The following is a 13094-nucleotide window of genomic DNA, read 5'->3' as shown; positions in this document are numbered from 1 at the left end:
GATCTCGACGAAGGCCCGATCATCGAGCAGGTCGTCGAGCGCGTCGATCATGCGCTGCGTCCGGAGCAGTTGCTCGCGGTGGGGCGCGACGTCGAATGCATCACGCTCGCGCGTGCGGTGAAGGCGTTCATCGAGCGGCGGGTGTTTTTGAACGGCGATCGGACGGTGGTGTTTTCGTAAGCGGGCGGGCTTCGCCGTCCGTCACGCGGAAGCCGACGGCACGCGCGCACGCGTCGTGCCGATTCGTCGTGCCCGGTGTCGCAGATAGAGGTTGTTGAGGATCAGCGCCACGCCCGTCAGCGCGGCGCCCAGGATCTGCGCGCGGTTGGGCACGACGCCCGTGACCGCGGATACGATGAATGCCGTGATGGGCACGACGTCCATGAACAGCACGCCGTTCATCGGCCCGAGGTTCCGGTTGCCCGTCATCCACAGCAGGATCGCGCCGAAGCCGGCCACCGGCCCCATGTATGCGAGATGCGGCAGCACCGCATGCACCGCGGCGAGTGACGGTGCCGCGATCCGGTGCGTCGCGATCAGCACCAGGTTGACTGCGACGATCGTGGTCAGTCCAAGCCACGTCGTGAAGGTCGTGTATTTCAGTGCCGACCATTTCGTGAACCGCGCTGCGCCGAACGTATAGACGACCCAGCACAACGCGCCGACGACGATCAGTGCGTTGGCCGCGTAGTGCTGCGGTTCGTGCAGTGCGGCGATCACGTCGCCGCGCGTGATGACGAGCGCGACGCCGGTAAAGGACAGGACGACGAACAGCACCGACACCGGCGCGGGCGCGACGCGCCGCACCAGCGCATTGAGCAGCAGCCCCATCATCGGCTGCGTGGCCATCATGATCGATGCGGTCAGCGCGCCCTCGTCGCCGGCCAGCTGCTGGCCCAGGAACACGAACGACCCGAATCCGCAGAAGCCGACCGATCCGAGCAGCCATGCGAGCGCCACGGGTTCTCCGGCGGAACGAAACGCACCGGGCCCTTCGACGACCCGCAGCAACACGAGGAAGCACATCCCGGCGATCAGGTAGCGCAGCGACGTGAACGTAAAGGGATCGATGTACCGCAACGCATCGGTCATCACCGGAAACATCACGCCCATCAGGATCGTTGCGGTCACACATGCGACGACGCCTTTCCCGTACGCGTTCGCGGCAGGCGTTGCGAGTGTTGCGTCATTCATGACTGATCATTCCCAAATTGATTGAAAAACGATGCCGGTACGGTTGCGCGCAGCGGCAGTGTCGTATCGCGTTCGTTACCCTGTTTGCCTGCCCTTCACGGTCTCGATACGGGGCCTCGGTATGCCTCGCATTTGAAACCATTCATTCTCAAAATAACCAAAAAATCAGGTCAGTGCCCGCATCGCGATTTCGACGATCGATGCGAGCTCCGCCTCCGATACACTCGACTTGCCCAACACGCGCATGCCCTGGATCAGGCACAACAGGAACCGGCCCACCTCCTCCGGATCGAGATGCCGGTCGAAATCGCCCGACTGCTGGCCGCGCGCGACGGCCAGGCTGAATTGCGAGCCAATGCGCAGCAGGGTCGATTCGATGTACGGGCGCAGCGCGTCGTCGCCGGGCAGGAGTTCGACGGCCGAATTCGTGATGAAGCAGCCGCGACGTTCCGACAGGCGCGCACCGATCTCCGTGTAGTACAGGAGCGCCGCCTTGAGTGCCTGCCGTGGCGGCAGATCCGCCGCGAGACGCTCCTTGAGCCGTGCGATCGCACCTTCCGCATAGCGGTCGAACGCGGCGACCAGCAACCCGTGCTTGTCGCCGAAGGTGCGGTACAGGCTGCCGCGAAAGACACCGGTCGCCTCGCACAACGCGTCGATCGACGTCGCGTGATACCCCTGCTCCCAGAACACGCGTGCCGCCGCGTCGATCACCTCGTCGGTGTCGAATTCGCGTGGGCGGCCCCTGTCGCGGGAGCTGGGAGAGGTCGGGCTCATGAGTGCGGATATTAGAACCGATCATTCCCAAAATCAAGATCGAACACCGAAAGTCGTCGACGACCAGTTCACCGCGCAGCAGAACTCCCTCTTGTCACAGCTCGCGGCAGAGCAGGCATCGTTACAGCAAATACAGTCTCAAGGAGCAAATCCGTTCGACGACTCGCACCCGGACAACTGGTTGCCGGTATACGTTCATGCCAAACTGATGACGGTCGACGACGCATTCATGACGCTGGGCTCGGCGAACGTGAACATCCGAAGCATGAACGTCGATAGCGAGCTCAATATCTGTCACGAGAACAGCGATGTCACGAAGCCGTTGCGAAGGAAGCTTTGGGGGCTTCATACCAAAAACCAGGGCGCCCACGATGATGTCACGAGCGCTTTCACTGGCTGGACCATGGTTCTCGGCCAGAACAAGATCAACGAAGACAAAGGGCTTGCTCCGTTTGCATCGCTTGTCAAATTCGCGAGAGCTTCTGACAGTCGCACCTACGACGATTGATCGATGAAAAAATACATACTGCTTATTTCATTTGCCGTACTCGTCTGTGCCTGCTCGAAAAAGGATACTCCCGTGCCCCAATCGACCCAGCTACCCGATCTGAACACCGTGCACGCCAATCTCGCATTCAACTGCGCGCATGAGGCTGATCATCTCCCGGCGCTTGATCCGAAAGCTGACCTTCTGTACCAGTACGCCAGATACCTGCAGAAACAGAGCGGCCCAAAAGACTTCGACGATATCGTCCGTTACTATCGGATCGCGGCAGCATACGGCCACTACAAGGCGAACAACAACGCTCAACTCCTGATTTCGCAAGAGCTGGCCCACTCGCCCAACGCGCCGAAAGAATCCGTGGACCTTGCAGCACAGCTCGTCGAACAAGGCATTCCCGCCGGATACTATGACATTGGCCACTATCTCGAGATCGGGTACGGCCTGAAACAGGATCCGGACGTATCGTTGCGTTACTTTCGCAAAGCGGCTGACTTGGGAAGCCCGCAGGCCCAGTATTACGTTGGGGAACTACTCGCTCCACGAGACAATGCACCTGCCATTGCAAAACAAATGCGGGAATGCGCTACGGCGCAAGGCTATGGGAAAGCCGCTTTGATGCTCGGACTGGACTTGAAGACCGACGGGGCATACCCGGAGGCGCTGAAGACCTTCCAGAAAGGCGTCGAGGCCGGAAGTACCGAATGCGCGTTTACACTGGAAAATGCATTTCGAGGGCCGTCGAAATCCGACACGCTGTATTACCTGTCGCTCTCGAACGATCCTGAGCGCTCCAGACGATATCAAGTGATCGGCAAATTCATCAACAGCAACGATGGCCGTAACCCCAAGGTTCCCGATATCGACAAGATCGTCCCTCTGCCGCCGGCCAAGCTCCCGCCCTGGGACGGCACCTTCCAGTGGCAAAAGGAGCAGGATGCCGCCGCGCCTCCGCAAAAGCCTTCTGACGCGATGATCAACGAAATGGCGAAGGCGAAGCACCTCGATCCGGCGACGGGGTTACCGCTCGCCGGCGTACAGGACAAGACTTCGGCTGAGCCGCAACCGGCAGCCCTCGCGACTCGACTGCCGATCGGAACGGTCGCTCGCACCGGGGAACGCTGCCCCGAAGACGGCGTCTGGTGTGCGGCGCTGAAGGAAGGCCAGGCCGGCGACTCGGAACGGCGGTTCCTGAAGGGCGATACCCTGCCTTCGATCATCGTGCACGAATCAAGAGCGCTTCCGCTTCTCGATCGCGTGATCGGCATGCGTCAACAGACCACGCAAGTCGCGTGGCGGCTCGTTTCGTACCTCGATCAGGCCTGACGCACGCGCGCCGGGCAATCGTGAAGCGCAAGCAGTGCACCAGCTCCTCTCGCGTCGGACCCGTGTGCGGTTTCCGTGTCCGGCGCAAGAGTCGCCTTGCTCACCACCCGCTCACTTCACCCACGCAAAGTAATACGACAACCAGATCGTGAGCCCTGCCCCGACCAGCGCCGCATAGGGCATCAGGTTGAGCCACATCGCTCGCTTCGGCACCTCGAGTTCCATGTCGCGCTGCATCTGCGCAGGGAACCGGCCGCGATCCTGCCAGTAGTGGCGATAGAGAAACACCGGCACGATCAGCAGCATCGCGATCAGCCCGTTGCGCAGCGTGCCTTCGCCCTGCAGGTTCGCGCCCGCGCCGACATAGACGAGGTTCGCGTAGCCGCAGATCGAGCCGGCAACGAGCAGCCATGTCGGGCAGCGGAACGGTCGATCCCAGTTGCCGCGGTCCATCCGGTGAATCCAGCCCGACTGAAGATTCAGGAATACGAACAGCATGTAGCAGACGTTCGAGATCGACAGCACCGTCATGTAGTCCGACATCATCAGCAACACGAGGTTGAAGCCGAGATCGGTCCACATCGCGCGCGTGGGCGAGCCGTGCTCGTTCACGTGCGACAGGTACTTCGGCAGCCAGCCGTCGACCGATGCCTGGTACAGCGTGCGCGACGAGCCCATCATCGACGTCATCACGATCAGCAGGATCGACAGCATCAGCATCACGACGACCGCGTTCGCGACCCACGCGCCGCCGCCGACGATCTTCGCCATCGCGGCCGCGACGCCGGTGCCGTCGCCGATCGACGGATCGAGCATCGCCTGCGTGCCGAGCGCACCCTGGAACGCCATCGGCACGAGCGTCATCACGACGAGGCACAGCGCGCCCGACCAGAAGATCGCCTTGGCGGTATCGCGACGCGGGTCGCGGAATTCGCGCGTGTAGCAGACGGCCGTCTCGAAACCATACGACGCCCAGCCGGCCATGAACATCGCGCCGAGCGCCATCGTGACGCCCTGCCCGTTCCACGAGCCGAACGTCGCGGTCGTGAGATTGCCCTGTGCGTCGTGACCGAGCGGCAGCAGCGGGAGCAGGTTCGACATCGGCACGTCGCCCGTGACGAACGGCACGATGCCGACGATCAACAGCGGCGTGAGCGACGCGATGCCGAGAATGCGCTGCGTGCGCGCCGCCTTCGATGCACCGCTGTGTTGAAGCTTGAACGTGATGAGAAGCAGGATCGTCGCGATGATGAACGTCGCATTGATCCGCAGGGACAGACCCGGCTTGATGAACCCGAGATCCGCAACCTTGAGCTGCCAGTGCAGCACCGCCGCGTCGGCGGGAAAGAGACTCGTGAGCGCATAGCTCGCCGCGAGGCCGCAGCCGAGCGCGAGCATCGGCGACCACGCGAGCCAGTTGCACCACACGGAAACCGGGGCAATCAGCTTGCTGTAACGGACCCAGCCGATCGCGCCATATACGGACGCGCCGCCCGATTTATGGGGAAATAGCCCCGATATTTCCGCATAAGTCGCGCTCTGAATCAGCCCCATCGTGATCGCGGCGATCCAGATCGCCCACGCGGGCTGGCCGATCGTCGCGCATACGCCGCCGATCGTGAACAGCACGCCTGCCGGCACGCCGCTCGTTACCCAAAAAGCGTCTTTCCAAGTCAGGCCACGATGCAGCGTGTGGCCCGTCGAATCATGTGAGATGGTTGCCTCAACATCACTGGTGCTGTTCGCACGCAGTCCTGCCTGACTCATCCAATTCCTCCTGTGATGACTCCGCACAAGGGCCGTAGTGTAACAACATACCGGCTTTCTTGCAGAATCAAAAAAATAATTCCGGGATATGATCGCATCGCAGTGCAATTATTTCGCTATCCTGCCGATCAATCCCGGACTGTCTCTTCGTCTTTTTATTGCGGCGAATCGTGGCGGCTTATTGCGCGCCTTCCGTCCACGAATTCACGCGGTCCGCATGCGCTGCAATCCATGCATCGGCAGCCGCTTCCGGCTTCGAGCCGTTCTGGATCGCGAGCATCACGCTGTCGATCTCGCCCGGCTTCCACTGGAATTTTTTCAGGAACGCAACGACCGGCTTGGCCTTCGTTTCGAGCTGCGGGTTCACGACACTGTCGACGTGCTCCGCGCCGCCGAACACCTTCTTCGGATCCTCGAGGAAGCGCAGCTTCCACTTCGCGAACATCCAGTGCGGCGCCCAGCCGGTCACGATCACCGGCTTGTTCGCGCCGACCGAGCGCGACAGCTCGGCCGTCATCGCGCTGCCCGAGCTCGGCATCAGCGTGTAGTTCAACCCGTAGCTCTTGATCGCGTCGTCGGTCTTGCGCATCACGCCCGCACCTGCGTCGATACCGACGATCCGGCCGCCGAAGCTGCTTTTTTCGGCATTCAGGTCGTCGATGCTCTTCGCCTTCACGTACGCGGGCACGATCAGGCCGATCTTCGCATCGGGGAAATTCGCGCCGAGGTCGACGACCTTGGCCTTGTACTCGTCCCAGTACGAGCCGTGCGTGACCGGCAGCCACGCGGACAGCGTCGCATCGAGATCGCCGCGCGCGACGCCCTGCCACATGATGCCTGCAGCGACCGGCACGAGCTTCACCTCATAGCCGAGTTTCTTCTCGATCACGCGCGCCGCGACGTTCGACGTCGCCACGCTGTCGTCCCAGCCTTCGACGTAACCGATCTTCAGCGTGGGCTTCGTATCGGCGAGCGCCGATGCGCTCAGTGCCACCATCGCCGACAGTGCGCCGGTCCACATCAGTTTTCCGAACAGCTTCATGGTCGATCTCCTTGAAATGCGCACCGTGCGCGTTGTCTCTCTAGGTTCTTCAACCACAAATCCGCGGTATCGTTGTTTTCCGACGGATGCTTGTCCGGACGCGACGCGCCCGGACAGCCGATGGCGAGTTTCGACTACTTGTCGATCACGAGATCCGACAGCGGCTTGCTGCAGCACAGCAGCACCATCCCCTGGTCGATCTCGCGCTGGCGGATACCGCCGTTGTGCTTCATTTCAACCTGCCCCGACACGAGCTTCACCTTGCAGGTGCCGCACATGCCCTGCGTGCACGAGGCCGGCAGCCGCACGCCGGACTGGCGCGCCGCATCCAGCACGTGCTGCTCCGAGCCGCATGAAATCTCGCGATTGCTCTTTGCGAAGCTGACCGTGTACTGCTTCGTATCGGTGTCGGCGCCTTCGGCGGGCGGGGCAAGATCGGCGAGCAGTTCGTCGCTTGCGGTCTGCGCGAGCGTTTCGAACGAGAAGCTCTCCTCGTGATACTGCTTGCGATCGAAACCGGCTTCGTCGAGCAGGTCGCGCACGGCCTTCATGTACGGCGCGGGGCCGCACGTGAAGATCTCGCGCTCCATGAAATCCGGTGCGATCAGCTTCAGCAGCGGCAGCGTCAGGAAGCCCGTGACGCCCGGCCAGTTGGTGCGCGCGCCGACGCGCTCGACGACGAACGACGTGCGGAAATTCGTGTGGTTCGACGCGATCAGGTCGAGCTCGCGCGCGAAGATGATGTCGTCCGGCGTGCGTGCGCTGTGCACGAACAGGATGTCGCGATCCTCGGCGAGATCGTGGTGCGCGCGGCTCATCGACATCAGCGGCGTGACGCCCGAGCCCGCCGACAGGAACAGGTACTTGCGCGCCGGATGTCGTGCGCACGTGAATTCGCCGGCCGGGCCGAGTACGCGCACCGGCGCACCCGGCTGCAGGTTGTCGTGCAGCCAGTTCGACACCTTGCCGCCCGGCACGCGCTTCACCGTGATCGACACCGTGTGCGGCCGCGCGGGCGACGACGAGATCGTGTAGCAGCGGTTGATCGTTTCGCCGTCGATGTCGAGCTCGAGCGTGAGGAACTGCCCGGGCTCGAACGAGAACGAGCGGCCCTGCGGCGAACGGAAGAAGAAACTCTTCACGTCGTGCGTTTCCTGCCGCACGTGGCAACACACCAGCGTTTCCTCGACGTCGCTCGTCCAGCGCTCGGGAAGGGCGTTCCAGAACGCCGGGCGTGTGACCCGGCTGTCCACCGGCTCGAAATTGGCCGCATCTCGCATCATCTGTAACTCCGCTTCAGTGCTGGGTACTACGCGCCGGTTTTTTCGGCGAGCCGGCCGATGTACCAGGCCGAGAATTTTTCGACGAGACCTTCCGTGAACGGCGAATACGGGCCCGGCTCGTACGCGCTGCTGGTCGCGCCGCGCTGCGAGAACTCGACGAGCGCGCGATCCTGGTCGTTGGTCGCGTTCCACACGGCCGTGAGGTTCTTCACGTCGTAGTCGATGCCTTCCTTCGCATCCTTGTGCACGAGCCACTTCGTGCGCACGAGCGTCTTGCCGGCCGACAGCGGGATCACCGAGAACGTCACGATGTGATCGCTCATGAAGTGGTGCCACGAGTTCGGCTGCGTCCAGAACGACAGCCCGCCGAGGTCGGCCTTGTCGAAGCCGCCGAGCAGCTTCTTCGACGCGACCTTCGCATCGAGCGTCTGCGATTCGCCGTGGCGATCGAGCGGCAGGCGCTGCGTGCGGAAACCCGTCACGTCGAGCAGCTTCTCGATCTCGGCGGACGGCAGGCCCATCTCGGCCCACTCCTTGCCGCGCCGCACGCAGGTTTCCGCAAACGCATCCATGCCTTCCGCGTTGGCGTCGGAACGCTGGTAGCCGAAACCGTATTCGTACAGCGAGATGGTGAGCTCCGGATGGTTCGCGACGCAGTGATAGCACTCGCGGTTGTTCTCCATCGTGAGCTTCCAGTTGCCTTCCTCGATGATGTCGATCTGCGCGGCGATCTTCGTGTTCGGCAGGTCGTGCGGCAGCAGGTACGGCTCCATCTCGGCGCGCAGCTGCGCGAAATCGACCGGCGGCTCGTCGGCGAGGCAGATGAAGATCAGGCCCGCGAGGTTCTCGACGTGCACCGACTTCAGGCTGTGCTTGCAGCGGTCGAACTTCTCGCCCATGTGCTCGGCGAACATCAGCTGGCCCGTCAGGTTGTAGGTCCAGCTGTGGTACGGGCACACGATGTTGCCGACCGAGCCCTTGTCCTCGTTGCACAGGCGCGCGCCGCGGTGACGGCACACGTTGTGGAACGCGCGGATCGCCATGTCGTCGTCACGCACGATCAGGATCGAATCGCTCCCCAGCTCCACGGTCACGTAGTCGCCCGGCTCGGGAATGTCCGGCTCGACCGCCACCTGGATCCAGTGCTGGCGGAAAATCGCCTCCATGTCGAGCGCGAAGATGTCCTCGCTCGTGTAGAACGGCGCTTCGAGGCTGTAACCTTCCTTGCGCCGCTCGATCAATGCACGAATGTCTGCCGATACTTTCATCGTTTGCTCCGGATTCCTTGCATCCCTGGGTTCTTGCCGACAGGCATCAAAATCAGTAGTCGATGAGCTGATGCTCGCGCAAATACGCGAGGATCACTTGTGCTTTTTCGACCGAACTCCCTTCATTTACGACGTTGCCGCCACGGCTTTCGGTCGTCGTCGCGGACAGCATCCGGGCATGCCCGGAGCGCTTCTCGGCGGCGACCAGCTTTACGGGTTTACGCTCGACCGGGCCGACCGTCCACGCAGCCGCGTCGGCGTCCGCGCCAGGCGCCGCGAGCGCGGGCCGGATCGCCCCGGCGCGCAGCCGCGCATACGCATAACGCGGCTCCGCATTCGCGAGCGGGTGGACGGCGACAACGGCCGGCAGTGCCGCGTCCACGCGCCGCCGCAGCCCTTTCGGCAAAAATTGCCGGACCGCCGCACGGCCGCCCTCGACCGTCACGTCGACGGCCGAGCCGACCAGCGGATAGCCGAGCGCCGCGGCGATGCGATACGGCAGCATGCCGGTGTCGTACGCGCCCTCGGCGCGCGTGCCGGTCAGCACGAGGTCGTAGCCGTCGATACGCGCGGCGAGCGCGTGGACGGCATCGTCGCTATCGCGGCAGGCCAGCACCTCGACCTCCCGTGCGCCGAGCGCGAGATATTCGGCAAGCGCCGCGCTCGCGGGATCGCCGGCGTGGATCACGTCGAGCGTCGCGCGATGCTGCTCGGCGAGCTGGCGGCCGGTTTCGAGCGCGGCCGCGTCGTTGCGGCTGTAGCGCGCGACGCCGCTGACCGGATGACGGCCGACGGACACGAGCACCGCGATGCGTTGCAAGGGACGGGGGGCGTTCATGCGGCGACTCCTTCCGGTTCACGGGTGCCGACCGCGGCCGGCGATTCTCCACGCGCGGCGCGCGCGGCCTGCACCTGCTCGATCAGCGCGGCGATCGTCGCCTGCGCATCGCCGACCACCGTCAGGTTCGCGCGTTTCGCGATCGGTGCGCTGCCGTCGAGGTTCACCGCGATCACGTGGCGGCAGTCCTTGATCCCCTGCAGGTGCTGCACCGCGCCCGAGATGCCGAACGCGATATACACGCTCGCCTCGACCGTCTTGCCGGTCGCGCCGACCTGCTTGTCGCGCGTGAAGTGACCGTTGTCGACCGCGACGCGGCTGGCGCCGATCGCCGCGCCGAACACGCCGGCCAGCCGCTCGAACGCGCCGATGTCGGATACGCCGTTGCCGGCCGACACGATGAAATCGGCTTCCTCGAGCGCGACCTGGGCAGCGTCGATTTCATCGAGGCCGAGATCGCGATACGGCTGGGCGGCGTCATGGGCCGGGCGGATGAAGTCGGCAGCAAGACGCTCGCCCGCGCCGACGAACGGCAGCTTCGCGTCCACCGCGTTCTGCGCGAGCAGGACCACGTCGGGCAGCGCACGGGTGGCGAAGGCGCGCCCGGCCTGCGCATACACGCCGACATGCTTCGCGTCGATCTCGACGACGTGGGTCGCGACGCTCGCGCCGGCGGCCGCCGCGTAACGCCGGCCGAGATCGCCGTCGCCCGTCGCGTTGTCGGGCATGAACACGTGTTTCGGCGCGAGTGCGGCCACACAGGCCTGCAATGCTTGCAGTTCGCTTTCGGGATCGAACGTGCGGCGATCGAAGCCGGTCAACTCGAGCAGCTTGTCGACGCCCAGTTCGGCCACGTCGTCCTTCAGTTCGCCGAACGCGAGCAGCGCGACTTCGGTCTGGGCATCGGCGAGCAATGCGGCGGCGGCGATCGCCTGCCGCGAATGATCGTCGAGCGCGCCCCGTTCACCGTGCGCCACCACCAGCATCACGTGCTTCGGGTCCTGCACCGCGCGGCGCGGCTTCGCGGCCGCTGCGCCATGTCCGTGCGCCGACCAGTGCGCGGCGCTCGCATCGGCGCTGCCTTCCTCGCCGAGCGTGATGCGCTTCAGGCCCGCGGCCGTGATGATGAACGGCCGGCGCGGATCGATTCGTTTGATCGTGTTCATCGATTCACTCCAGCGAGGCGGCGACGAGTTCGGCCACGTCGAGCACGTCGGGGCGCGGGCCCACGACGCCTTCGAGCATCGCCGTGCAGTTCGGGCAGGCAACCGCGACCACGTCCGCGCCGATCGTGCGCGCGTCGGCGATGCGGATGTCGGGAATGCGCTGCTTGCCGGGAATGTCGGTCAGCGGCGCACCGCCGCCACCGCCGCAGCAGCGGCCGCGCATGCCGTTGCGCTCCATCTCGACGACCTGGATGCCGATCGTCTTCAGCAGCTTGCGCGGCGCTTCCGTCTCGCCGTTGTAGCGGCCGAGGTAGCACGGGTCGTGATACGTGGTGCGCTTCTCGCGCAATGCTTCGACGGCCTTCGGCGCGATCTTGCCGCTGTCGGCCAGTTCGGCGAGAAACGTCGTGTGATGCTTGACCGTCACGCGCAGCCCGAGCGCACGGTATTCGTTGCGCAGGCTGTGCATCACGTGCGGGTCGGCCGTCACGATCTGCTTGTACGACAGCGTGCCGAGCGTGCCGATCAGGCGCTTCGCCATCTGCTGGAACGTCGCTTCGTCGCCGAGCCGGCGTGCGACGTCGCCCGTATCGGTTTCGGTCGAGCCGAGCACCGCGTAGTCGACGCCCGCCTTGTTCAGCACCTTGACGAACGCGCGCAGCGTGCGCTGGTAGCGCATGTCGAACGCACCCTCACCCGCGACGAACAGCACGTCGACCGGCTTGCCGGGCTGCGCGACGGGCGCGCTCAGGTCGACCGACCAGTCGTAGCGCGCGGCCGTGTCGTAGCCGCCCATCGTGCCCGTCTCGCGCAGGTTCGCGAGCACTTCCTGGCCCTTGCCGGGCACCGTGCCGTGCACCAGGGTGCGGTTGCGGCGCATGTCGACGATCGCGTCGACGTGCTCGATCAGCATCGGGCATTCCTGCACGCATGCGCGGCAGGTCGTGCACGACCACAGCGTCTGCTCCTCGATCAGGCCGGACACGATCGGGCCGTTCGGCTCGCCGCGATGCTGGCCGACCGCGAGGCCCGGCGAAGGACTGCCCGCGTATGCCGCATCGGTGCCGCCCGCCATCCCGACGACGAGATCCTGGATCAGCTTCTTCGGGTTCAGCGGCTGGCCCGACGCGAACGCGGGGCACGCGGCTTCGCACTTGCCGCACTGCACGCACGCGTCGAAGCTCAGCAGCTGGTTCCAGCGGAATTCGACCGGCTTCTCGACGCCGTACTCCTGATGCTCGATGTCCGGCAGCTTCAGCGCGGTCGGCGGCGTGGCCGTGCCGTTGCCCGTGAACGATTCACGGGTGGCCGCGAAGCGTTCCTGTCGCGGGTGGAAGGCAAGGTGCAGCAGGCCGGCGATCGCATGCTTCATCGGGCCGCCCTTCGCGGCGCCGACCGTCATCGTGAATGCGCCGACACCGATCAGCACTGCGCAGAGCACCGCGAACGCGCCCGACATCGCGCCGGTCGGCACCAGCATGAACAGCACGAGGCCGAGCGCGAACGAGCCGAGCAGCCAGGGCAGCGTATTCCACGGGCCTTTCGACAACCGTGCGGGCACGTCCTTCGCCGCGCGCCGGCGCCACACGAACACCGCACCGACCAGCATCGCGAGCGCCGCGAGGAAGATCAGCTTGTCGAGCCACGGCGAGTAGATCGCGAGGCCGTAGTTGATGAATACCAGCGCGAGCGCGCCGATCGCGCCGCCGGCCGTCGCGACGTGGGTCTTCGCGATGTACGGATCGCGGGCGACCACGTGGTGCAGGTCGACGAAATAACGCTTCGGGATCGCGAACAGGTTCGCGACGCCGAACGCGCCGGGCGCCGTGGCGCGGCCGAGCCGCCAGTATGACGAGCGCTTCGCGACCGCGAACGCGAGCCCCGCCACCGACAGCCACAACAGGGCGGTAATGAGGAAGGACGGGTTCATC

Annotated in this window: 11 protein-coding genes and 1 pseudogene; 3 read left to right on the top strand and 9 right to left on the bottom strand. The window is 64.6% G+C overall.

Going from position 1 to position 13094, the window contains the following annotated elements; genetic code table 11:
- Positions 1-180, top strand: a pseudogene (locus L810_RS22645) (formyltetrahydrofolate deformylase); the annotation flags it as partial.
- 21 nt (positions 181-201) lie between these two features.
- On the opposite strand, the gene L810_RS22640 reads toward L810_RS22645, so the two are convergent.
- Positions 202-1194, bottom strand: a complete 993-nt coding sequence (locus tag L810_RS22640; RefSeq protein WP_021160644.1) for a DMT family transporter — start codon at positions 1192-1194, stop codon at positions 202-204.
- Positions 1195-1359: 165 nt separating this feature from the next.
- Positions 1360-1971, bottom strand: coding sequence for a TetR/AcrR family transcriptional regulator (locus L810_RS22635; RefSeq protein WP_042975716.1), 612 nt, complete (start codon positions 1969-1971; stop codon positions 1360-1362).
- On the opposite strand from L810_RS22635, the gene L810_RS22630 reads away from it, so the two are divergent.
- Both L810_RS22630 and L810_RS22625 read left to right on the top strand, forming a co-directional pair.
- The gene (locus L810_RS22630) at positions 1970-2479 is read left to right on the top strand and encodes a phospholipase D-like domain-containing protein (RefSeq protein WP_021160642.1); all 510 of its coding nucleotides are present in this window, start codon (positions 1970-1972) and stop codon (positions 2477-2479) included. The two genes, L810_RS22635 and L810_RS22630, sit on opposite strands and share 2 nt — an antisense overlap.
- A gap of 3 nt (positions 2480-2482) precedes the next feature.
- Positions 2483-3799 carry an SEL1-like repeat protein gene (locus L810_RS22625; RefSeq protein ID WP_021160641.1) on the top strand — a complete coding sequence of 439 codons (1317 nt, stop codon included), beginning with the start codon at positions 2483-2485 and terminating at the stop codon, positions 3797-3799.
- Positions 3800-3910: 111 nt separating this feature from the next.
- Here L810_RS22625 and L810_RS22620 read toward each other — a convergent pair whose 3' ends face one another.
- The 7 genes from L810_RS22620 to L810_RS22590 all read right to left on the bottom strand — a co-directional run bounded on the left by L810_RS22620 (position 3911) and on the right by L810_RS22590 (position 13093).
- Positions 3911-5566 carry an APC family permease gene (locus L810_RS22620; RefSeq protein ID WP_021160640.1) on the bottom strand — a complete coding sequence of 552 codons (1656 nt, stop codon included), beginning with the start codon at positions 5564-5566 and terminating at the stop codon, positions 3911-3913.
- A gap of 178 nt (positions 5567-5744) precedes the next feature.
- Positions 5745-6608, bottom strand: coding sequence for a glycine betaine ABC transporter substrate-binding protein (locus L810_RS22615; RefSeq protein WP_021160639.1), 864 nt, complete (start codon positions 6606-6608; stop codon positions 5745-5747).
- Between the two features lie 134 nt (positions 6609-6742).
- A complete protein-coding gene (locus tag L810_RS22610; RefSeq protein ID WP_021160638.1) occupies positions 6743-7891 on the bottom strand; it encodes a hybrid-cluster NAD(P)-dependent oxidoreductase in 1149 nt (382 codons plus the stop codon).
- A gap of 26 nt (positions 7892-7917) precedes the next feature.
- Positions 7918-9159, bottom strand: a complete 1242-nt coding sequence (locus tag L810_RS22605) for an aromatic ring-hydroxylating oxygenase subunit alpha (RefSeq protein ID WP_021160637.1) — start codon at positions 9157-9159, stop codon at positions 7918-7920.
- A gap of 52 nt (positions 9160-9211) precedes the next feature.
- Positions 9212-9997 (bottom strand): electron transfer flavoprotein subunit beta/FixA family protein, encoded by a 786-nt coding sequence (locus tag L810_RS22600; RefSeq protein ID WP_021160636.1) that lies wholly within the window; start codon positions 9995-9997, stop codon positions 9212-9214.
- Positions 9994-11163, bottom strand: a complete 1170-nt coding sequence (locus tag L810_RS22595) for an electron transfer flavoprotein subunit alpha/FixB family protein (RefSeq protein ID WP_021160635.1) — start codon at positions 11161-11163, stop codon at positions 9994-9996. Before L810_RS22595 ends, L810_RS22600 begins: the two co-directional genes overlap by 4 nt.
- Before the next feature lie 4 nt (positions 11164-11167).
- Positions 11168-13093 (bottom strand): (Fe-S)-binding protein, encoded by a 1926-nt coding sequence (locus L810_RS22590; RefSeq protein WP_021160634.1) that lies wholly within the window; start codon positions 13091-13093, stop codon positions 11168-11170.
- Position 13094: the final 1 nt, after the last annotated feature.

This window comes from Burkholderia sp. AU4i, from assembly GCF_000466765.1.
Lineage (GTDB): Bacteria > Pseudomonadota > Gammaproteobacteria > Burkholderiales > Burkholderiaceae > Burkholderia > Burkholderia cepacia.
The sequence above is the reverse complement of the archived record's forward strand: the minus strand, read 5'-3'. Positions and strand labels throughout refer to the sequence as shown.

What these genes read in the sequence shown, in the direction of transcription:
- L810_RS22640 (WP_021160644.1), bottom strand. Translation starts at nt 1,194, where the DNA reads ATGAATGACGCAACACTCGCAACGCCTGCCGCGAACGCGTACGGGAAA.
- L810_RS22630 (WP_021160642.1), top strand. Translation starts at nt 1,970, where the DNA reads ATGAGTGCGGATATTAGAACCGATCATTCCCAAAATCAAGATCGAACA.
- L810_RS22635 (WP_042975716.1), bottom strand. Translation starts at nt 1,971, where the DNA reads ATGAGCCCGACCTCTCCCAGCTCCCGCGACAGGGGCCGCCCACGCGAA.
- L810_RS22625 (WP_021160641.1), top strand. Translation starts at nt 2,483, where the DNA reads ATGAAAAAATACATACTGCTTATTTCATTTGCCGTACTCGTCTGTGCC.
- L810_RS22620 (WP_021160640.1), bottom strand. Translation starts at nt 5,566, where the DNA reads ATGAGTCAGGCAGGACTGCGTGCGAACAGCACCAGTGATGTTGAGGCA.
- L810_RS22615 (WP_021160639.1), bottom strand. Translation starts at nt 6,608, where the DNA reads ATGAAGCTGTTCGGAAAACTGATGTGGACCGGCGCACTGTCGGCGATG.
- L810_RS22610 (WP_021160638.1), bottom strand. Translation starts at nt 7,891, where the DNA reads ATGATGCGAGATGCGGCCAATTTCGAGCCGGTGGACAGCCGGGTCACA.
- L810_RS22605 (WP_021160637.1), bottom strand. Translation starts at nt 9,159, where the DNA reads ATGAAAGTATCGGCAGACATTCGTGCATTGATCGAGCGGCGCAAGGAA.
- L810_RS22600 (WP_021160636.1), bottom strand. Translation starts at nt 9,997, where the DNA reads ATGAACGCCCCCCGTCCCTTGCAACGCATCGCGGTGCTCGTGTCCGTC.
- L810_RS22595 (WP_021160635.1), bottom strand. Translation starts at nt 11,163, where the DNA reads ATGAACACGATCAAACGAATCGATCCGCGCCGGCCGTTCATCATCACG.
- L810_RS22590 (WP_021160634.1), bottom strand. Translation starts at nt 13,093, where the DNA reads ATGAACCCGTCCTTCCTCATTACCGCCCTGTTGTGGCTGTCGGTGGCG.